The sequence below is a fragment of the Aeromonas sp. 102P genome (genome assembly GCF_051920345.1).
In the GTDB taxonomy this organism is placed as follows: Bacteria; Pseudomonadota; Gammaproteobacteria; order Enterobacterales; family Aeromonadaceae; genus Aeromonas; species Aeromonas veronii.
In genome coordinates this window covers 279,337-300,787 of record NZ_JBQBCZ010000001.1, presented here as the reverse complement: position 1 = coordinate 300,787, position 21,451 = coordinate 279,337, and the positions used below count along the sequence as shown (strand labels likewise).

Sequence of the window (21,451 nt, the reverse complement as noted above, 5' to 3'; positions counted from 1 at the left end):
CTTCCCCCCGATCCCCGACAATTCCTTTTCTTGTGAAGTGATGGAAATGGCTCGCCTTTTCCCTCGCCCCCTCTCATCCACAGGCGGGAATTTGCTCATGTTTACCCTCTACCACTCCAATCAGCTGGATCTGCTCAAAGAGCTGCTGGTGAGCCGCATCCGGCAGGCCCCTCTCTCTCACCCCTTCGATCGGGAGCAGATCCTGGTGCAGAGTCCGGGCATGGCCCAGTGGCTCAAGCTGGAGCTGGCCAAAGCGTTCGGCATCGCCGCCAATATCGACTTTCCGCTGCCCGCCAGCTTTATCTGGGAGATGTTCACCCGGGTGCTGGCGGATGTACCGCGTCAGAGCCCCTACAACAAAGGCTCCATGAGCTGGCAGCTGATGACCATTCTGCCTGCCTTGCTGGATCGCCCCGCCTTTGCCCCGCTCGCCGCCTATCTGGGCGGTGGGGGTGGCGAGGATCCTGCCCGTGAACTTGCGCAGGCGCCCGAGCAGGTGCGGCTGTGGCAACTCTGCCAAAAGGTGGCGGATCTCTTTGACCAGTATCTGGTCTATCGGCCGGACTGGATTGCCCGCTGGGAAGAGGGGGAAGGATTGAGTCAGGAGCTGGCCGGGGTGAGCGGTCAGGATTGGCAGCCGGAGCTGTGGCGTGAGCTGGTGGCACGCACCCTGGCGCTCTCTCCGAGCGGTTACCACCGCGCCAACCTCTACGAGGAGTTTATCCACGAGCTGGCGCGTACCGCCGATCTGCCGGGCAAGCTGCCGCAGCGGGTCTTTGTGTTCGGCATCTCGGCGCTGCCGCCGCGCTATGTGGAGGCGCTGCTGGCCCTCGGCAGCCGGCCGGAGGTGGAGGTGCACCTGTTCGTCACCAACCCCTGCCGCTACTACTGGGGGGATCTGCTGGATCGCAAGACGTTGGCTCGGCTGGAGAACAAGCTCAAACCCGGCACCGATATCGAGACATTGCAAGGCCCCGCCAACCCGCTGCTCGCCTCCATGGGCAAACTGGGGCGCGACTACCTGCATCAGCTGATGGAGCTGGAGGTACCGCAAATCGAGGCCTTCGTCGATATCGACGAGGTGGATGGCAAAGGCAATGTCAGCCTGCTGCGCGCCATCCAGAAGGATGTGCTGGAGCTGGCAGAACGGGGCGCCGGTCAGTTCGATCTCGACAGCAGCCATCACAAGAGCCCCATCAGCCCGGCGGATGGATCCTTGCAGATCCACGCCTGCCACGGCCCGATGCGCGAGCTGGAAGTGCTGCACGACCGGCTGCTGGCGCTGTTCGAGCAGGATCCCACCCTCACCCCGAAAGATGTGGTGGTGATGATGCCGGATGTGAACAGCTACGGCCCCTATATTCAGGCCGTTTTTGGTAAAGAAAAGAGTGGGGCGCGCGGTCAGATCCCCTTTGCTGTCTCGGATCGGGCGGCGAGTCAGGAGAGCCCGCTGCTGCAGAGCTTCCTCGCCCTGCTCAGGCTGCCCAACGCCCGCTTCGGGGCGGGCGAGCTGCTCGCCATTCTCGAGGTGCCCGCCGTGCTGCGCCGTTTCGAGCTGGATGACGACGAGTTCAACCAGCTGCGGGTCTGGGTGCAGGAGACCGGCATCCGCTGGGGGCTGGATGACGGTTACCCCGTCCGTTTCGAGCTGCCGCCCATGTCCGGCAACAGCTGGCTGTTCGGCCTGCGCCGCATGCTGCTCGGTTTTGCCATGGGGGATGGCGAGCCGGTGGCGGGCATCTTGCCCTACGCCGATATCGAAGGGCAGCAGGGGCTGGCACTCGGCAAGCTCGCCTGGTTTGTCGATTCGCTGGCAGAATTCCTGCCCCGCCTGCAACAGGCCCAGCCGCTGGCCGAGTGGAACGCCTGCCTGCTGGCGCTGCTGGAGCGCTTCTATCTGGCCGACGAGGATGAAGAGCGTCAGCTCCAGCTCATTCGCAGCCAGCTGGCCGAGTGGCAGACCCGGCTCGGCGAGGCCCGCTTCGAGCAGCCCATTACCGCCGACCTGCTGCAGGATTACCTCGGCAGCGTGCTGGGGGAGTCCCGCTCCAGCCAGCGCTTCCTCGCCGGTCAGGTCAACTTCTGCACCCTGATGCCGATGCGCTCCATCCCCTTCAAGCAGGTCTGCCTGCTCGGCATGAACGACGGCGTCTATCCGCGCACCCTGGCCCCCATGGGGTTTGACCTGATGGCGGTGGCGGGCCGGCGCGGGGATCGCTCCCGTCGTGATGATGACCGCTACCTCTTCCTCGAGGCGCTGCTCAGCGCCCAGCAGGGGCTCTATATCAGCTATCAGGGCTTCAGCGCGCAGGACAACAGCGACAAGGTGCCGTCGGTGCTGCTGGCGGAGCTGATCGACTATGTGCGGCAGGGCTTTGTGCTGGCGGGGGATGAGGATCTCGACGACGAAACCTCCGGCAAGCGGCTGCTCAACCACCTGATGGTGGCGCACCCGCTCACCCCCTACAGTCGCGACTACTTCTACCCGGCGGCGGGTTCGCGCCTCTTTACCTATGCCGCCGACTGGTTGCCCGCCCTCAATCCGGAGCGTGGCGCGGCCAACTTCCAGAGCGGTGAGTTGCCGCTGCCGCCAGATTGGAACAAAGGGGGGGGCAAGGAGCAGGGGCTGGAGCTGGCGGAGCTGTTGCGCTTCTATCGCCAGCCCACCAAGTATTTCCTCAACCGTCGCCTCAAGGTGTGGTTTGAGCTGAACGAAGCCAACATCGAGGACAGCGAGCCGTTCGAGCTGGATGGCCTGCAACATTATCAGCTGAAAGATCTGCTGCTCGATGCCCATCTGGCGGAAGGTGAAAGTACCGAGCGTCGCGAGCGGTTGCAGCTCACTGGCCTGCTGCCGCAAGGGTGGTTCGGCAGCCTGCTGCTGGACGATCTGGATGCCGAGATGGGCAAGCTGGCTGATCGGCTGCGGCCATGGGTTGCTGCCAATGAGTCAGAAAAGCAAGCGGTGGAGATCGATATCTCCCTGACTCAGGGTCAGCTGCAAGGGTGGATCGACACCCAGAAGGGGCGCTTGCTGGTGGTCAAACCCGGCAGCTTCAACGGCAAGGATCTGCTGCTGGGCTGGATCCAGCACCTCTGCCTCTCATTGAGCAGCGCCCCCGGCGACACCCTGCTGTTCGATGCCAAACAGAGCCTGCGACTGCCAGCGCTGTCTGCCGACGAGGCGCGGCCCAAACTGGCGGCGCTGGTGGCCTGTTGGGCGCAGGGGATGAAGCGGCCGCTGCCGTTCTTCCCCAACACCGCCTGGGATTGGCTCAAGGCGATCGAGAAGGATCCCGACAAGCCGGAGGCGGCCGACAAGGCGGCCCTCACCCGTTTCAACGGCGGCTGGATGATCAATGGGGAGGGGCAAGACGTTTACGTTGCCCGCTGCTTCCCCGAACTCGATGACGCCGTGCTTGGTCAGTTGCAGGCGCTGGCTCGCGAACACCTGACTCCGCTGCTCAAGACCCTGGAGGAGCTGAAATAATGGCTAACCCGCTCAATACATTGCGTTTTCCCCTCCATGGTGAACGACTGATCGAAGCCTCCGCCGGTACCGGCAAGACCTACACCATCGCCGGTCTCTACCTGCGCCTGCTGCTGGGCCACGGCCCGCTCATCGAAGAGGGCGCCGATGCAGGTCAGCCGAGCGCCCACGAGCGGCCGCTCTCGGTGACCGAAATTCTGGTGGTGACCTTTACCGAAGCGGCCACCGCCGAGCTGCGCGGACGGATCCGCGGTCGCATTCACGAGGCGCGCCTCGCCTTTATGCGCGGTCACAGCAGTGACGCCCTGCTGGCCCAACTGCTGGCCGAGGTGGCGGATCACGAATTGGCGGCCCGCCGCCTGCTGGCCGCCGAGCGCCAGATGGACGAGGCGGCGGTCTTTACCATCCACGGCTTCTGCCAGCGGATGCTCAAGCAGAACGCCTTCGAGTCGGGTGCACTCTTTGAAACCGAATTTCTCACCGACGACAGCCAGCTCAGGCTGCAGGCGGTGAGCGACTACTGGCGTGCCGAGTTCTATCCGGTGGATAAAGCCCTCGCCAGCGCGGTGCGTGCGCTCTGGCCGAGCCCCGCCGCCCTGTTGCGGGAGATGGGCAGTTGGCTCGACAACAGCGAGCTGGAGATCCACCCCGCGCTGGGGGACGAGACCCTCGCCGCCCGCCATCAGGCGGCTATGGCCCGCATTGAGGCGGTGAAGAGCGAATGGCTGGCGCAGACGGACGAGATCCGCCGCCAGACCGACGGCCAGATCAGCCGCTACACCGGCAAGAACTACGAAGGGTGGCTTGCCAAGATAAGCGACTGGGCGAAAGACGAGGCCAGTGGCTACGCCATCCCCAAGGAACTGGAGCGCTTCGGCCAGACGGTGCTGGAGGAGAACCTCAAGAAGGGGGGCGCTGTGCCGACCCTGCCGCTGTTCAGCCAGATAGACGAGCTGCTGGCGAGCCGCCCCGGTATTCGGGATCTCATCCTGCAACGGGCCGCCAAGGTGGTGCGCAGCCGGATGCAGGCGAGCAAGCGCCAAGCCCATCAGCTCTCGTTCGATGACCTGCTCAAAGATCTCGACGGGGCGCTTGGCTCCAGCCTTGGCGAGCGGCTCTGCGAGCGGATTCGCGCCACCTACCGGGTGGCGATGATCGATGAATTTCAGGATACCGATCCCCAGCAGTACCGCATCTTCCATCGGCTTTACGGCGGCCACACCGACACGGCGCTGCTGATGATCGGTGACCCCAAGCAGGCCATCTACGGCTTTCGCGGCGCCGACATCTTTACCTACATTCAGGCGCGGCGAAATGTGAGCGCCCACTACACCCTCGGGCGCAACTGGCGCTCCAGCAGTGCGCTGGTGGGAGCGGTCAACGGGTTGTTCGAGCGGGCGAAAGATCCCTTTATCTACGAGGCGGATATCCCCTTCCTGCCGGTGGCGGCGCAGGGCAAGAGCAAGGCGCTGCTGCTGGGTGGCGAAACTGCCCCCGTACTGCACTGCTGGCAGTTGGCGGGTCAGCCCACCTTCAATCGGGGGGATTACCAGAGCAAGATGGCCCGCGCCACCGCCGCCGAGATCCACCGCTTGCTGACCCTCGCCCGCGAGGGCAAGGCGCTGATCGGCGACAAAGCGGTGAAGGCCGGAGATATCGCCGTGCTGGTGCGTACCGGCGCCGAGGGCAAGCTGGTGCAGCAGGAGCTGGCGCGGCTCGCCATCGCCTCCGTCTATCTGTCGAACCGCGAGAGCGTGCTGGAGCAGACGGAGGCGCGGGAGATTTTGCTGATTTTGCACGCCTGCCAGAACCCGAGCGAAGAGCGCAGCCTGCGGGCGGCGCTGGCGACCGGCCTGTTTGACCTCGATGCCAAGGCGCTCGATGGGCTGGCCAGCGACGAGCGGGCGTGGGAGAGCGCGGTGCAGGAGTTTATGGAGTACCGATCGATCTGGCATCGCCGCGGTGTGCTGGCGATGCTGCGCGCCCTGCTGCACCGGCGCAATCTCGCCTCTTCGCTGTTGGCGAGCCCCTACGGCGAGCGGCGGTTGACCAACTTCCTCCATCTTGGCGAGCTGCTGCAACAGGTGAGCAGCGAGCTGGACGGGGAGTACGCCCTGCTGCGCTGGTTGGGGGAGGCGGTGAGTCGCCCCAACGGGCAGGATGCTGAGCAGGTACTGCGCCTCGAATCCGAGCGGAAATTGGTGCAGATCGTCACCATCCACAAATCCAAGGGGCTGGAGTACCCGCTGGTGTTCCTGCCCTTTATCTGCAGCCACAGAACCGCCGAGACCCCGCTCTATCACGAGGCGGACGAGGCGGGCAATCGCACCATCCTCGATCTGACCGGCGCCGAGGACTCCTTGGCGGAGGCCGACCGCGAGCGCCTTGCCGAAGATTTGCGGCTGCTCTATGTGGCGCTGACCCGGGGCGTCTACGCCACCTGGCTGGGGTTGGCGCCGGTACGGGCGGGGGCGGGCAAGTCGGAGAAGACCGATCTGCACCACACCGCCATCGGCTACCTGCTGCAAAAGGGTGAAGAGGGGGATGCGCAAACGCTGGCGACCGCGCTGACCGAGCTGGCACAGGCGCTGCCCGGGGTGGCCGTCGGTGAGCCCTCGCTCACCCGTCCGACCCCGCTGCCGCCAGAGGTGGAGCTGCTGGGCGAGCCGCAGGTGCGCCACTTTAGCGGTTCCCTTGAGCGGGACTGGTGGATCAGCTCCTACTCCGGGCTGGCGGCGCAGGGCCACGGCCACAGCAAGGGCGTACTCGCCAATCCCGGTTTCGATGATGAGGTCGTCACCGAAGTAGCCGCTGCGCTGGTGGCGGAACAACCGGACGAGGCGCCCCAGCCCTCCATCTTCACCTTCCCGAAAGGGGCGCGCCCCGGCACCCTGCTGCACAGCCTGTTCGAGACCATCGACTTTCAAAGCGCCGCTGGCGAGCCGCTGGCAGAGCATATCGCCAGCTTGTTGCTGCAAGACGGTTTCGACGAGAGCTGGGCCCAAGTGCTGCAACAGCAGGTCGAAGCAGTGCTCGATACCCCGCTGGAAACAGATTTTCTTGCAGAAAGCGGCGAGCCGGTACGGCTGCGGGATCTGGCCCCCGAGCGCAAACAGGTGGAGCTGGAGTTCTTCCTGCCGATGGGGCGGGTGACGGCACCGGCGCTGACTGCGCTCTGCCAGCAGCACGACCCGCTGTCGCGGGGCAACAAGCCGCTCAGCTTTGCCACCGTGCAGGGGATGCTCAAGGGCTTTATCGATCTGGTGTTCGAGTGGCAGGGGCGCTGGTATCTGCTCGACTACAAATCGAACCACCTCGGCATGAGCCCCGCCGATTACAGCCGTCCGGCGCTGGAGCGGGCGATGGCCGAGCACCGTTACGACCTGCAATACCAGCTCTACTCGCTGGCGCTGCACCGGCTGCTCACCCTGCGCCTGCCGGGCTACGACTTCGAGCAGCACTTTGGCGGCGTTTTCTATCTGTTCCTGCGCGGCATGCCGCAGGGGGGCATTTTCCATACCCGCCCGAGCCGTGAACTGGTGCTGGGGCTGGATAAGTTATTTCGCGAAGGCAGTGAGCTGCCAGCTGCGGGATCTCAAGCATTGAACGAGGTAGAGGCATGAGCGGCACCATGATCAGCACAGCGACCAGCGCAATGATGGTTGAACGGTTGAAAACACTGGCGCTGGCTGGCCGCATCCGCCAGCTGGATCTGCAATTTGCCAGGCTGGTGGCCGACCTTGGCGGCAGCCCCGAGCTGGTGCTGGGGGCGGCGCTCGCCTGCTTCGAGCTGGGGCGCGGCCATGTCTGCCTGCCGCTGGAGATGCTCATCGCCGGATCCCTGCGCCCGTTCGGGCTGGATCCCCAGCAGAGCCGGGATCTGCTGGGGGATCTGGCGGATCCTACCCGCTGGCCCGCCCTGTTTGCGGCAAGCCCCCTGGTTGGCACCGAGCAGGATGAGGGGCTCACTCCGCGCTGGCCGCTGCGGCTGTGGCACGGGCGGCTCTACCTCACCCGCTACCACGATCACGAGCAGGGCGTAGCCCGCCATCTGCGCGCCCTGAGCGAGCGAGCCGAATGGCCGGAGATTGCACCGGCCCTGTCGCGGCTGTTTGCCCGCGACTACGGGCTGGTGTTCGGGGCGCTGCTCAAGGCCCGCCTCACCCCCGACTTCTCGGCCCGTCACTTTATCGAAAAGTATCTCGATCTGGTGTTCCCGAACGAAGTGGATTGGCCCGCCATCGAAGGGCTGCTGGCCAGTGCGCAGGCGGCGAGCGACTTGAGCAAGCTGGATACGCTGGTGCCCGAGGCGCTCTGCTGCAACGGTCAGAAACTGGCGGCGGCCACCGCAGCAGCGCGCCCCTTTGCGGTGATCTCCGGCGGCCCCGGCACCGGCAAGACCACCACGGTCGCCAAACTGCTCGCCATTCTGGTGGAGACCGGCCTGCAAGCGGGCAAGGCGCCGGCGATCCGGCTGGTGGCCCCCACCGGCAAGGCGGCGGCACGCCTCACCGAGAGTATCGGCTCTGCCCTGCAGGCCCTCGATCTGCCCCCCGAGTGGGTCGAAGCGATCCCCACCGAAGCGGGCACCCTGCACCGGCTGCTCGGGGTCATTCCGGGGCGCAGCCAGTTCCGCCACCACGCGGGCAACCCGTTGCACCTCGACTTGCTGGTGGTGGATGAGGCATCCATGGTTGACCTACCGATGATGGCGCGCCTGCTCGATGCGCTGCCGAGCCACGCCCGCCTGATCCTGCTCGGCGACAAGGATCAGCTCGCCTCGGTGGAGGCGGGGGCCGTGCTCGGCGATATCTGCAGCTTTATCGAACAGGGCATCAGCCCGGCGCAGGCGGATTGGCTCTCCCGCCAGACCGGCTATCGCTTGCAGGGTACGCCCGCGGGGGCTGCCGTGCGCGACAGCCTCTGTTTGCTGGCCAAGAGCTGGCGCTTTGATCAGCACTCTGGCATCGGCCAGCTGGCGCGCGCCTGCAACAGCGGCGATGCCACGGCGGTGGAATCAGTCTGGGGCGCAGGATTCGCCGATATCAGCCTGCACCCCTGGGCGGGGGAGGCCTACGACGCCCTGATTGCCCAGGGGGTGGCCGGTTACGGCAGCTATCTGAAGGCGGCCCGCGCGGGGGAAGATCCTGCCGCCGTATTCAAGGCATTCAACAGCTTCCAGATCCTCTGCGCCCTGCGTGACGGCCCGTTCGGGGTGCTGGGGCTTAACGAGCGGCTCGAACTCGCCTTGTCACGGGCCGGCCTGATTGCCCGCGATGGCGACTGGTATGCCGGTCGCCCTGTGATGGTGGTGCGCAACGATCACGGGGTCGGCCTCTACAACGGCGATATGGGGCTCTGCCTGCCCGATGAAACTGGGCGGCTCAAGGTATGGTTTGAGCAGCCGGACGGCACCCTGCGCGCCCTGTTGCCCAGCCGCTTGCCGCCCCACGAGACGGTCTACGCCATGACCATCCACAAATCCCAGGGTTCGGAGTTTGCCCATACCGTGCTGGTGCTGCCCGACAGCCCCAGCCCGCTGCTGACCCGCGAGCTGGTCTATACCGGCATCACCCGCGCCAAGGCGCGACTCGATCTCTACGGCGATCGCGCCCTGCTGGCCCAAGCTGTGCGGAAAAAGACCGAGCGTTATTCCGGATTGGCAGAGAGGTTGGGGGAGTGATTGATTGGATTGCGGTAAAGGGATTTGCCGCTTTTTATTTAGCTATTAGAGAATAAATATGTTGAATCGAAGTAAGAATACATCAACAGAAGCGATCTCGGGTGATGAGGCTAATTTTGTAAAAATTTTCACAACGTATTGCTTAGTGCAGGTATTTATTTTACTGAATTTATTTTCTATTTCCGATGCGCATTTATTAATGCACGCAAAAGGTTTCAATATACCTATAATAAATACGCAAACGTCAGTTGTAGGTTTTTTGATATTTAGCTCCTTTGTTATATCTATAATCTCAATTTACATATCAAGAGAATATTATCTTATGGAGTGGAGGTGCAAAGTTGCACGTTCGCCATCAAAGTCTATTTTTTCTTTTAATATGGAAAATGACACAAATACTATTATATCGAGATGTGTTGTCATTTTTTCAGTTTTCTTTAGTGGGCCACTCACAACTTACTTGCTATTAATTAGGCTGTCAGACTATCAAAGTAAAGTGTATTTTTTGCTACAGCTTATGGCATTTGTCGTCTGTTTATATTCATGTGGGAAAAATTACAAATCTACATTACATTTATATAGAGACGATTATAGTAAAAGTTTTCATAAATTACTTCTAGTGTGCATGACATTACATTTATACATCTGTGTAGACACAATATTCATCAGTTCAAGTTTTTCTCCGATTTTTTATATAAAGCAAAATTCAGCTTTGTTAGATGATGAAGATGGGGGGACAGTATGGTTTATCCCGCATATTAAAATAGATCGAACAGAGAAGGTTTATACTCCTGATCAGAATGCTAATAGCTTTGCGCTTATGACAGGATATCATGAGGATGTATATAATATATCACGTTCTATTTCATTGGATTTAAGGTCAAGAAGTTTGAAGTATTTGGATTTATGGGGCCAGTCTATACCTAGAATTTGGGCTCATGATTCAGATTTATCTGGTGCAAATCTTAGTTTTGCAAGACTGATGGGAACAAATTTTGTCAACACAAACCTGCATGGGGTTAATTTTTCCATGTCTGTTCTGGATGGTAGTTCGTTCTTCAACTCCAATATTGAATCTGTTATCTTTAATAATACTCATCTAATCGGTTCTGTTTTTAGTGATACACAAATTAGAAGAAGCATAATAATTGGAAGTACTTTTCTAGGTTCTCAATTCTATGGTTCCAAAATAGAACGCTCAAAGCTTTATGATAATGACTTCAATGCTATTGGTCTTTTCGATTCTAGTTTTAGTATGAATAATATTTTCAATCAAAAAATATCATATATTTTTACTTCTGGGGAAGCCAGTGATAACACTGATATAGTTTTCAAAAAGGATGATCTTACCGCAAAAGAAAAACTTTCAAAGTATTTTTGTACAGGTCATAAATTATCTATAACAAAGAAGTTTAGTCTGTATTCAATATTGTCTAGATATAACTTAACGAATGAGCTCTACGCAGAGAGTATTCATGACTATTTTAATAAAGGTGACTGTGAGTACGTTCATCAATTCACATCAAAAATTATGGATAATTCTATGTGAAAAATATTGTGAAGCCTTCTCTCTGAAAATATTTCGTATGTTGGGCTTCGCAGGCTCAGCACCAACCTACCGATTGTGTAGGTTGTGGCTGAGCATAGCGAAGCCCAACGTTTACCGCGAAATCTCTTTTTCTTTCCCCTTATCCCCGACCCCTCTCCTCCTTTTTAATAAATGGGAGAAGGGAGCAATGCCGTTACCGCTGTCCGATTACGCTTCGCTAATCGAACCTACACGGCTGACTCTGGCCGAGTGACCTCTGTGGGGGTCTCTGGGTATCCCCTCATTTATTCCCATCACCCAAATGACTGAATCGTGAGTTAAATCCGGTAAATGGGGCGCGCTTGAGCCACACTTATGGCCACCCTGACTCAGCCTGTGCCGTGAGTGGCCGATAACCGGGGAAACGGTGGTGCGGTGGGGTTCTGGCTGACAGATCTGTTGCAATATGCCAAGGTAGCGCCTCACGACAACAGAGCGATTCCCCGTGGTGGCGCGGGGCGGAAGAACAAGGATAACTGCTATGGTGCAGGACAGTGACACGATCAGGATCTCGGATGTCAGCGAGGCCGTGGTGCATGGCATTCTGGAGGTGACCAGCGATGGCATCTGGGATTGGCATGCCAATACCGGTTTTGTCTATCGCAACCCCGGCTGGTACCGGATGCTGGGTTACGAGCCTCATTCCCTCGGCAATACCGTCTTCACCTGGGAGAACGTGATCCACCCCGACGATCTGGCGGCAGTGATGGCGAAGTTCGATCTCTGCCTGAGCGGCAGCGCCCATGAGTATCGCGCCGAGTACCGTTGCCGCTGCCGGGATGGCAGTTACCTCTGGATTGAGGATTGCGGCCGCATCATTGAGCGCAATCCCGACGGATCTGTGGCGCGGATGATCGGCGCCCATCGCGATATCCACGCCAGCAAGTTGTTGCTGGAGCAGCTGGAGCGGCGCAATCAGTCGCTGGAGCAGCAGGTTGCCGAGCGCACCGCCGAGCTGGTGCGACTCAACGAGGCGCTGCAACAGAAAGCCGAGGAGAACCGTCTGCTGGCAGAGACCGATGCCCTGACTGGCGCCGCCAGTCGCTATCGGCTGGAGCGGGCGTTGCAGCTGGAGTGTGAGCGGGCGCGCCGCTTCCATCAGCCGTTTACGGTGATCGCCATGGATGTGGACAACTTCAAGCAGATCAACGATAGCTATGGCCACAACGCCGGGGATCAGACTCTGATCAACATAGTGGCGCTGGTGCGCCGCCATATCCGCGAGATCGATCTGCTGGCCCGCTGGGGCGGTGACGAGTTTATGGTGTTGTTGCCCAACACCGGCCGCGAGGATGCGCTGGTGGTGGCGAGCAAATTTCAGGCATTGATGGCGAGCGAGCCCATCTGCCCCCACGCGCCCGCTACCATGAGCTTCGGGCTGGCGGAGTATCAGCAGGATGAGCAGAAAGATAGCCTGATGGTGCGCGCCGATCGGGCGCTCTATCAGGCCAAGCAGTTGGGTAAAGACCAGATCTGCTAACGCGGGGTACGGAAAAAGAGCAGTAAAAAGGGCCGCAGGTTTGAAACCGGCGGCCCTTTTGTATTGTGACTGACGCGGCGCGACTTAGAAGTGGTAGCGCAGACCCAGCTTGAAGGTATCCAGAGAGTAGTGCTCGTCACCCAGGCTCAGGGCGTCGAACTGGCGCTCGTAACCGATACCGGCAGAGAAGTGGTCGTTGAAGGCGTAGTCCAGACCGACTTCCAGATTGGGGTGTACCTTGCTCTTGGTTGCGCTCTTGCTTACCTGATCGCTGAAACCGAGGAAGGTGGCGTTGCCGACAACTTCCAATTCGGTGCGGGTGTAGGCGATACCCGGTTTGGCATAGGCGCTGAAGCCCCAGGCCAGCGGCTGGCTCAGCTTGGCGGCCAGGCTGATGCTGCGGGTTTCGATGGTGGTGTCGGCAAAGCCGCTTGCAATCGGGGAGGTTACCCAGGTCAGCTGATCCATCTGCTGGGCGTGCAAGCCACCTTCAACCGCCAGCCAGGGTTTGAAGCTGTAACCCACGATCAGGCTGCCGCCGTCGAGCTGGTCGTCGATCACTTTGGCGTCATAGGCGTCTTTGGCCGCACCATCGAGATCCATCTTGGAGGTAGTCAGGTCCAGACCTGCATACCAGCCTTCGGCATGGGCGCCGCCATTCATGGCCAGAGCAAGCAGGGAGAATGCGGCAATTTTATTAAACTTGTTCATGGATAAATAACCTTGTGTTGCGTGAACTGCGTGTGATTTATATTGCTCAATCCATGAAGCTTTTTATATTTCCGTCATCGCTCTGCTTTCACAGAGGGGCCGCAGTATAGTCAGCGTATTTCTGAATAACAAGAGAGTGATTTCCCCATTCTTCTAAATATGACTGGCTGCAAGCAGGGGCATTTTGTTTAATAAATGGTGTTATTAGAGTTTTAGCTTTATTGAGATTTAAATAATTAACCGGTGAGGCGAATGACAGGCTGTGAGTTTGGTTTTGATTCCATGCAATTGATTTATAACAACATTTTATTTTAATTCTAGAGTAACCATGATTAGCTGTCTAAAAATTGGCATCTCAGATGTCACTGATTGGCATCAGGTTCTTTTCGATGATTTTTTGAACGTATCACAAGGTGAAACCGTGAGAAAAAAATCTATCTTTTTGCCTGTTTTTTGCTCTTTTTGAGGTTTGGGATTGTTCCCATCGTGGCTTTTGGTGGTCTTTTGAGGCTGTTTATGCATGGGCCATGTTGCCCACCAGATACGCGGATGGGTTCTTGTGGGTGACTTTTCATTTCTCCCGGCAGCACTCGTTGGGGTGGGCATGAGGTGCGATAAGCAGATATGGGTCGTGCGGTCTGATTAATTTCGTTTGCTTATATATACAAGCTATTTAAAAGATAGGTTTTTGGAGTTTTAAATAACTTTCTTATATTCGTTTTTATATTTAATGAAGCTTTCCAAACAGGCCATTTAAATATATTGAATGGCAATAACACGATATTGATGGCCGTTTAGGATACCTTGCCAGAGCGGTCGTGGTGGCTGGCGCATCAGTGGGCGGCGGGTGGCCGGTGACACTTCCCCTTGCCGGGGCCCTTGACCTGACCTGCGAATTCAGGGAAAAGAAAAGGGCGGTGCTATCAGCGCCGCCCAATGCCAGGAAAGAGAAAAAACCTTACGGTTTAAAAGATAAAAATTTGGAAGCAAACAATCGATTTCTCAACCAGGAAGGGTCTTGAATTCGATACGTTTCGATTATGCGCGATGTTCTATGCAGCACTAGCAAAATGTTTGCGGGTTGAAAGATATGCACTGTCTGGTGTCAGATTTTGCGCCCTCATCGTTCAACTGGTCTGTCCTGATTGATGTTGTAGGCGATTTTTTCTCTAGGCTGTTTTTTCGGTGTCAATATCTGAGCCTTGAAGGTAAAAACAGGTCAGAAGCTGACTCGGCATAACCATGCAATGAAAGTGCGATAACAAGGAAGAGTGGCATGACCTACAGCCAGACCCTGGCCAACAATATTCTCGACACCCTGAAGAAGACCCTGACCGACAAGGGGATCCGCTATCAGACCCTGGCAGAAGCCATGGGTGTCTCCATCGCGACCGTAAAACGGATGATGAACAAGCCCTCGCTGCCGTTCGATACTCTGCTGGAGATCTGCCATCTGGTAGGGCTCTCGTTCGAGGAGCTGCTGGATCGTACCCAGGACGCCCAGAGCCGCCGTGCCGTCTTCACTCAGGAGCAGGATGAGGCGTTTCACAACGAGCCTGGGCTCTACGCTTTTCTCGCCAATATCTTCTGGCGCGACAAGACGCTGATCGATCTGAAGCGGGAGTACGGCCTGACCGACGCCTCCTGCTACCTCTATCTGCGCAAGCTGGAGAAGCTTGGCATTTTGCAGCTAGGTATCGACAACAGTTACCACTTCCTGATCAGCGAGCGGATCAGCTTCGAGCAGCACAGCCGTTTCGCCCGCCAGCAGGCGCGACAGGCAATGTCGGTGCTGGGGGAGTATCTGGTGGAGAACATGCACAAGTCGAACAACTATATGGCGCTCTGCCAGCTGCACCTCAACGAAGGGGAGGCGATGGCACTGATCGACCGGATGAAGGAGTACTGGCATCAGGAGATCAAGCTCAACCGCCCCGCCATCGGCCAGCAGGAGCACGCCAAGACCTACACCATGTCGCTGCAACTGGCTGACTGCGGCTATCAGAGCTTTGACGACATGATCCCCAATATCGACAACTGATCCGGGCAGATCCTGCGGGATCCGCTCTGTTGGCTGGAGTCTAATCGGCGACCCGGGTTTGTTGCAGCTTGCCTGCGAGCGGCTGCAATGCTCGCGTATCCAGACAGATGCGGATCGCATCCGGCCGCCAGTGCTCGATATCGCAATCCACCAGACCACCACGCTCGTCGTAGTTGACCCGCACCAGCCGTAGCACCGCGCTCCCCTCCGCCAGATTGAGGGCGCGGGCGATGGCGCCGCGCGCCGCCGAGGGGGTGATCTCGAGACTTGCCCCACCCTGGCCTATGCCATAGCGCTGCTGATAGAGCTCGGTGAGGGAGCTGGCCAGCGGTGCGCTGGCGATATCGGGAAAGCGGCTCGCCAGCAGATGGTGGCTGACATGAAGCACCGGGCGGCCGTCGATCAGCCGCTGGCGGCGGATCTCATAAAGTGGAGTGAAGGGTTCCAGCCCCATCCAGCGGCACAGTTCGCTGCTGGCAAGTTCGCTGCCGTGGGCCAGCACCCGGGTTTCGGCGGTGCGCTGCTGCTCGCCGATCCACTGGTGAAAGTGGGTGTGGATGGCGGGATCGTAGGTGAGGCGGGGTGGCGCCACAAACCAGCCGCGTCGCTCGGCACGGTAGATCAGGCCGTCTGCTTCGAGGCTGGAGAGCGCCTCCTTGATGGTGATGCGGGTGGTGGCGAATCGCTCGCTCAGAGCCCGTTCGGCGGGCAGCTGCTGCCCGGCCCCCAATTGGCCGCTGCCGATATAGCGGCGCAGGGTCTGGCAAATCTGTTCGCACTTGGAGGAGAAGCGGCCATCGGCCATGCTCTGTTCGTTCACTCTCTGCTCGCTCAATCTCGGCTCGGTCACACTCTTGTCCCTGTTGCTTATTCAGAAGGCGGGTGGCTGGCCAATCCCTTACTGGAATAGTCCAGCCTCACTCGGGTTCAGAGTTGTAACCGCTGTGGATGACAGCGCCATGACAGGGTGATTGTCATCAAACTGCCATTAAAGCGCCCCGCCACCGTCACAATTCCCCTCTAGCATCCCTCTCGAACCTTAACTGACCTAGTCCAGAGGGATGGGATGATGAAAAGCGTGATCGCAAGTGCACTGGCCATGGTGGCCATCAGCCAACCGTTGTTTGCCACAAATAGCTATGCAGCCGAAAATATCGCGGATCTCGAAAAGGCCGCCCGCGGTGAAGGCCAGCTCCACAGCATCGGCATGCCCGACAGCTGGGCCAACTGGAAGGATACCTGGCAGCAGCTGGGCAGCATCTACGGCATCAAGCATCAGGATACCGACATGAGCTCGGCGCAGGAGATCGCCAAGTTCGCCGCCGAGAAGGCCAATGCCACCGCCGATATCGGCGATGTGGGCGGCGCCTTCGGTCCGGTTGCGGTCAAGCAGGGTGTTACCCAGCCCTACAAACCCTCCACCTGGGCCGACATTCCCAACTGGGCCAAGGATGCGGATGGTCACTGGATGCTGGCCTATACCGGCACTATCGCCTTCCTGATCAACAAGGATCTGGTCAAGGCCGCCCCCACCAGCTGGCAATCCCTGCTGGGTGGCGACTACAAGGTGACCCTGGGTGATGTCGGTGTTGCCTCCCAAGCCAACAACGGCGTACTGGCGGCGGCCTATGCCACCGGCGGCAGCGAGAAGAATCTGAAACCTGCACTGGATCTGTTCGGTCAGCTGGCCAAGCAGGGTCGTCTCTCCCTGAACGATCCGACCATCGCCAACATCGAGAAGGGCGAGGTGGAAGTGGGGGTGCTGTGGGACTTCAACGCCCTTAACTACCGCGATCAGATCGACCCCAAGAAGTTTGAGGTGGTGATCCCGAGCGACGGCTCCGTCATCGCCGGTTACACCACCATCATCAACAAGTGGGCCAAGAACCCCAACGCCGCCAAACTGGCCCGTGAATACATCCTCTCCGATGCCGGTCAAATCAACCTGGCCCGCGGCTACGCCCGCCCGATCCGCAGCAACGTGACTCTGCCGGATGACGTGAAGGCCAAGCTGCTGCCAGCCGAGCAGTACGCCAATGCCAAGCCGGTGCAGGATCACGCCGCCTGGGAGCAGAGCTCCAAAGCCCTGCCGCGCCAGTGGCAAGAAACCGTCATGATCAACATGCAGTAAGGGAATCCAGTGCAACACAAGGTGATAGTGGTACTTGTGGATGGTCTGGCAGCCGAGGTAGCCCACACCATGGGCTACCTCGGTGGCATGGTGGAGGCGGGGCGGGGCCTGCAGACGACCCTGAATGCTGCCCTGCCGTCTCTCTCCCGACCTCTCTACGAGTGCACCTGACCGGCGTGCCGCCGGTGGTGAGCGGCATCACCCACAACGGGGTGAGTCGCCTCAGTCTGCATGACTCCATCTTCCATCTGGCCCGCGCTGCGGGCAAACGCACCGCAGCGGCGGCCTATTACTGGGTGAGCGAACTCTACAACCGCAGCCCCTGGCTGGCGGCCCGCGATCGCTTTACCCACGATGAGCTGTTGCCCATTCAGCACGGCTGCTTCTACTGGGATGACAACTATCCCGACAGCCATCTGCTGATGGATGGCGAGTGGCTGCGCAGCCAGTACGATCCCGATTTTCTGCTGATCCACCCGATGGGGGTGGACGATGCGGGCCACAAGTTTGGCCTCGATTCCCGCCAGTACCGCAATCAGGCGCGCCGGATGGACAGCCTGCTGGCCGATCTGCTGCCCCAGTGGCTGGCGGAGGGGTATCAGGTGGTGATCACCTCGGATCACGGCATGAACAACGATCTGAGCCACGGCGGCACCCTGCCCGAAGAGCGCACCGTGCCACTCTGGCTGTTTGGCGATGCCTTTATCGAGCTCTGGCCGGATGGGGTAGTGATCGCCCAGACCCAGCTCTGCGCCCTGATGGCCGATCTGTTGGGCATTCCCCACGACAAGCCGGCAGCGCCACCGCTGCTCAAGGCCGCCTTTATGCGCGAGGTGCACTGATGATGCCTGCCACCACCGAGATCCTCGTGGATCAACCCGTAGCCACCAAGCTCCGGGTGCGCCGCCACTGGCTGCCCGCACTGGTGCTGCTGCCGTTTATCCTCTTGATGATCCTGTTCCAGCTCGCCCCCATGGTGTGGGTGCTGGTGGGCAGCTTTCAGACCCCCGATGGCTGGGGCCTCGACTACTACCGGGAGATTTTGAGCTCCCCCTTCTACCTGCAATCGTTCGGCAACTCGTTGCGCATTGCCGGTATCGCCAGTCTGGCGGGGCTTGCCATCGGTACTCTGGGGGCGGCGGCGCTGCGCCACAGCGGCGAGCGAGTCAAGCGGCTGCTGCTGGCCTTCGTCACCATGACCGGCAACTTCAGCGGGGTGCCGCTGGCATTCGCCTTTATCATCATTCTCGGCATCAATGGTGCGGTGACCCTGCTGCTGAAATCATGGGGATTGATCGACGGCTTCAACCTCTACTCGGGTAGCGGCCTTATCCTCATCTACACCTACTTCCAGATCCCGCTCGCCCTGCTGCTGCTCTACCCGGCGTTTGATGCGCTGCAGGATGAGTGGCCGCAAGCGGCCGCGCTGCTCGGCGCGAGCAAGGGGCAGTATGTGTGGCACGTGGCACTGCCGGTGCTGACGCCTGCGCTGCTCGGCACCCTGATCATCCTGTTTGCCAACGCGGTGGGGGCCTATGCCTCCGCCTACGCCCTCACCACCGGCAACTTCAATCTGGTGACCATCCGGGTGGCCAGTCTGGTCTCCGGCGATATCTTCCTCGAGCCCAATATGGCGGCGGCGCTGGCGGTGATCCTGATGGTGCTGCTGGGTGTAGTGACGGCCGCCAACCAGTGGCTGCTGAAAAAGAGCTATGTGAACAAGGGGCAATCCCATGCATGATTTGACGCCGCGCTGGCCCAAGTGGGTGCTGGGTGGGCTGGTCGCCACCCTGCTGCTACCGCTGCTGGCCACGTTTCTCTACTCCATCTCCACCCGCTGGGGGGCGACCCTGCTGCCGGATGGCTTTACCCTCGACTGGTATCTCAAGCTGTGGGGCGATCCGCGCTTTCTGGCGGCGTTTGGCCGCAGCCTCCTGGTCTGCTTCGCTACCCTGCTGCTGGGGACGCTGGTGCTGGTACCGACCGTGCTGGTGGTGGCCTACTACTTCCCAAAGCTGGATCCCTGGATGAACCTGCTGATCCTGCTCCCCTTCGCGGTGCCACCTGTGGTCTCGTCAGTGGGGCTGCTGCAGATCTACGCCGACGGTGTTCTGCCGATTATCGGCACGCCGTGGATCCTGATCGGCACCTGGTTCACCGTGGTGCTCCCCTTTATGTATCGGGCGCTGGCCAACAGCCTGCAGGGGGTGCCGCTGAAAGATCTGATGGATGCCGCCCACCTGCTGGGGGCGAGCAGCAGCCGAGCCTTTCTGCTGGTGGTGATCCCCTGTCTGCGCAAGGGATTGCTGGCGGCGCTGTTTCTCTCCCTCTCCTTCCTGCTCGGCGAGTTCGTGTTTGCCAACATGCTGGTGGGCACCCGTTACGAGACCCTGCAGGTCTACCTCTACAACATGCGCGCCACCTCGGGCCACTTCACCAGTGCGCTGGTGATGAGCTACTTCCTGCTGACCCTGCTGCTCACCTGGGCGGCCAACAGATTTCATCGGTGATCCAAGATGTTTCATTTAGAAGTCAATCAGTTGCACAAATCCTACGGCGATACGCCGGTGTTCGAGGGGATCGAATTCGGCATCCGCAAGGGGGAGCTGGTGACCCTGCTCGGCCCCTCCGGCTGTGGCAAGTCCACCCTGCTGAGGGCGCTGGCCGGGCTCACCCCGGTGGATGGCGGTCAGGTGCGGGTGGCCGGTGAAGAGATCACCTGGCAGGCGCCCCAGAAGCGGGGCATCGGCATGGTATTCCAGAGCTATGCGCTGTTCCCCAATATGACGGTGTGGGACAACGTTGCCTTCGGCCTCCAGATGAAACCCCAGCCGGGGCGGGAGCTGGCGGCCAGCGTGCAGGAGGCGCTGGCGCTGGTGGAGCTGACCGGCTTCGAGCGCCGCTATCCGGCCGAGCTCTCCGGCGGTCAGCGCCAGCGGGTGGCGCTGGCCCGGGCGCTGGTGGTGCAGCCGCGGATCCTGCTGCTGGACGAGCCGCTCTCGGCGCTGGATGCTCGCATCCGCCGCAGCCTGCGCCAGCAGATCCGCGAGATCCAGCAGCGGCTCGAACTCACCACCATCTTCGTGACCCACGATCAGGAGGAGGCGCTCACCATGTCGGATAGGATCTTCCTGATGAACAAGGGCTCCATCGTCCAGAGCGGCACGCCGGAGGAGATCTATACCCGCCCCGCCAGCGAGTTTGTGGCGAGCTTTATCGGCAACTACAACCTGCTTGGCGCCGAGCAGGGCAAGTCGCTGTTCGGCCCCCGTTTTCAGGGCAAGCTGGCGCTGCGGCCAGAGTCCATCACCCTGCTGCCCGCCGGAGCGACCAGCAGCGAGCCCAGCCTGCCCGGCATCATTCGCCAGCAACAGCTGCTCGGCAACGTGATCCGCTATCAGGTGGAGTGCGAGGCGGGGCTGTTGACGGTGGATTGCCTCAACCGCTCGGCTGGCGATCTGCTGGCCACCGGCAGTGCCGTGACCCTGGCGGTGGCCCGGGATCAACTCTGTGAGGTAGCATGAGGCCGCATTTCATTTCTATTTTCACTGCGAGGAGCGCCCATGGCACTGGCACTGTTTGATCTGGACGAGACCCTGATTGCGGGGGATTCCGCCAGCCTCTGGCTGGAGTACATGGTGGCCGAGGAGCTGGCGCCCGCCAGCATGATCGCGGAGGAGCAGGCCATGATGTCCCTCTACCATCAGGGCAAGATGGACATGCATCAGTACATGGCCTTCACCCTGCAGCCGCTGGCGGGCAAGTCGCGCCAGTGGCTGGAGCAGCAGTGCCACCACTTCGCCGAGCAGGTGCTGCGCGAGCGCCTCTACCCGGAGGGGTTGGCGCGCATCGAGTGGCACCGCCAGCGTGGTGACGAGCTGGTACTGATCTCCGCCTCCGGCGAGCATCTGGTGGCCCCCATGGCGAAGATGCTGGGGATGGATCACTGCGTCGCCATCCTGCTCGATGAGGAGGAGGGGATGCTGACCGGCCAGACCCGCGGCACCCTCAGCTTTCGCGAAGGCAAGGTGGCCCGCATCAACCAGCTCTTTGCAGGCAGGGACCATCTCTGGCAGGGGAGCTTTGGCTACAGCGATTCCCACAACGATCTGCCCATGCTGCGGGCAGTGAGCCATCCTCATGCGGTCAATCCGGCCCCCGCGCTCCGTCAGTGCGCCTCGGAGCTGGGCTGGCCGGTGTGGGAGTGGCAGCGCTGAGTCGTGCGCCACACAGGCTTAACGTGCGGCAAGGAGCACGATAAACAAAGAGAGAGGCAGGAGCCTCTCTCTTTGTTTTTGCTGACAGCGTTGTGGTTGATGTTGGCGGT

Annotated in this window: 13 protein-coding genes and 1 pseudogene; 12 read left to right on the top strand and 2 right to left on the bottom strand. The window is 60.0% G+C overall.

Going from position 1 to position 21,451, the window contains the following annotated elements; all coding sequences use genetic code 11:
* The first annotated feature begins 97 nt into the window (after positions 1–97).
* The 5 genes from recC (at position 98) to ACTG1K_RS01420 (ending at position 12,241) form a co-directional block, all read left to right on the top strand.
* On the top strand, positions 98–3,490 hold the full coding sequence (gene recC / locus ACTG1K_RS01440; RefSeq protein WP_440004732.1) for an exodeoxyribonuclease V subunit gamma: 3,393 nt from the start codon (positions 98–100) through the stop codon (positions 3,488–3,490).
* Positions 3,490–7,113, top strand: coding sequence for an exodeoxyribonuclease V subunit beta (recB, locus tag ACTG1K_RS01435; RefSeq protein ID WP_440004731.1), 3,624 nt, complete (start codon positions 3,490–3,492; stop codon positions 7,111–7,113). Before recC ends, recB begins: the two co-directional genes overlap by 1 nt.
* Complete coding sequence (recD, locus tag ACTG1K_RS01430; protein WP_440004730.1) at positions 7,110–9,173, top strand: exodeoxyribonuclease V subunit alpha; 2,064 nt, start codon at positions 7,110–7,112, stop codon at positions 9,171–9,173. The genes recB and recD overlap by 4 nt, the downstream gene beginning before the upstream one ends.
* A gap of 58 nt (positions 9,174–9,231) precedes the next feature.
* The gene (locus tag ACTG1K_RS01425) at positions 9,232–10,722 is read left to right on the top strand and encodes a pentapeptide repeat-containing protein (RefSeq protein ID WP_240045612.1); all 1,491 of its coding nucleotides are present in this window, start codon (positions 9,232–9,234) and stop codon (positions 10,720–10,722) included.
* A gap of 520 nt (positions 10,723–11,242) precedes the next feature.
* Entirely contained in the window at positions 11,243–12,241 is a 999-nt protein-coding gene (locus ACTG1K_RS01420) for a sensor domain-containing diguanylate cyclase (protein WP_236287753.1), read from the top strand.
* Between the two features lie 84 nt (positions 12,242–12,325).
* Here ACTG1K_RS01420 and ACTG1K_RS01415 read toward each other — a convergent pair whose 3' ends face one another.
* Positions 12,326–12,952, bottom strand: coding sequence for a porin family protein (locus ACTG1K_RS01415; protein ID WP_021231774.1), 627 nt, complete (start codon positions 12,950–12,952; stop codon positions 12,326–12,328).
* A gap of 1,276 nt (positions 12,953–14,228) precedes the next feature.
* Between ACTG1K_RS01415 and ACTG1K_RS01410 the strand changes: the two genes are divergently transcribed.
* On the top strand, positions 14,229–14,993 hold the full coding sequence (locus ACTG1K_RS01410; protein WP_005336490.1) for a helix-turn-helix domain-containing protein: 765 nt from the start codon (positions 14,229–14,231) through the stop codon (positions 14,991–14,993).
* A 40-nt stretch (positions 14,994–15,033) separates the two neighbouring features.
* Here the strand turns inward: ACTG1K_RS01410 and ACTG1K_RS01405 are convergent, their stop codons facing one another.
* Positions 15,034–15,798 carry a UTRA domain-containing protein gene (locus ACTG1K_RS01405; protein WP_234915997.1) on the bottom strand — a complete coding sequence of 255 codons (765 nt, stop codon included), beginning with the start codon at positions 15,796–15,798 and terminating at the stop codon, positions 15,034–15,036.
* Positions 15,799–16,062: 264 nt separating this feature from the next.
* Here ACTG1K_RS01405 and ACTG1K_RS01400 point away from each other — a divergent pair, with 264 nt between their 5' ends.
* From ACTG1K_RS01400 to ACTG1K_RS01375, 6 genes and pseudogenes are all read left to right on the top strand, one after another.
* A complete protein-coding gene (locus ACTG1K_RS01400) occupies positions 16,063–17,124 on the top strand; it encodes an ABC transporter substrate-binding protein (protein WP_058059838.1) in 1,062 nt (353 codons plus the stop codon).
* A gap of 9 nt (positions 17,125–17,133) precedes the next feature.
* Positions 17,134–17,966: pseudogene (locus tag ACTG1K_RS01395) on the top strand (alkaline phosphatase family protein).
* Entirely contained in the window at positions 17,966–18,865 is a 900-nt protein-coding gene (locus ACTG1K_RS01390; RefSeq protein WP_236367771.1) for an ABC transporter permease, read from the top strand. The pseudogene ACTG1K_RS01395 and the gene ACTG1K_RS01390 overlap by 1 nt, the downstream one beginning before the upstream one ends.
* Positions 18,858–19,634, top strand: a complete 777-nt coding sequence (locus ACTG1K_RS01385) for an ABC transporter permease (protein WP_019445454.1) — start codon at positions 18,858–18,860, stop codon at positions 19,632–19,634. Before ACTG1K_RS01390 ends, ACTG1K_RS01385 begins: the two co-directional genes overlap by 8 nt.
* Before the next feature lie 6 nt (positions 19,635–19,640).
* Positions 19,641–20,648: an ABC transporter ATP-binding protein gene (locus ACTG1K_RS01380; protein WP_005336478.1), complete on the top strand. Its 1,008-nt coding sequence runs from the start codon at positions 19,641–19,643 to the stop codon at positions 20,646–20,648.
* 39 nt (positions 20,649–20,687) lie between these two features.
* A complete protein-coding gene (locus ACTG1K_RS01375) occupies positions 20,688–21,341 on the top strand; it encodes an HAD family hydrolase (protein ID WP_194495683.1) in 654 nt (217 codons plus the stop codon).
* Positions 21,342–21,451 lie beyond the last annotated feature (110 nt).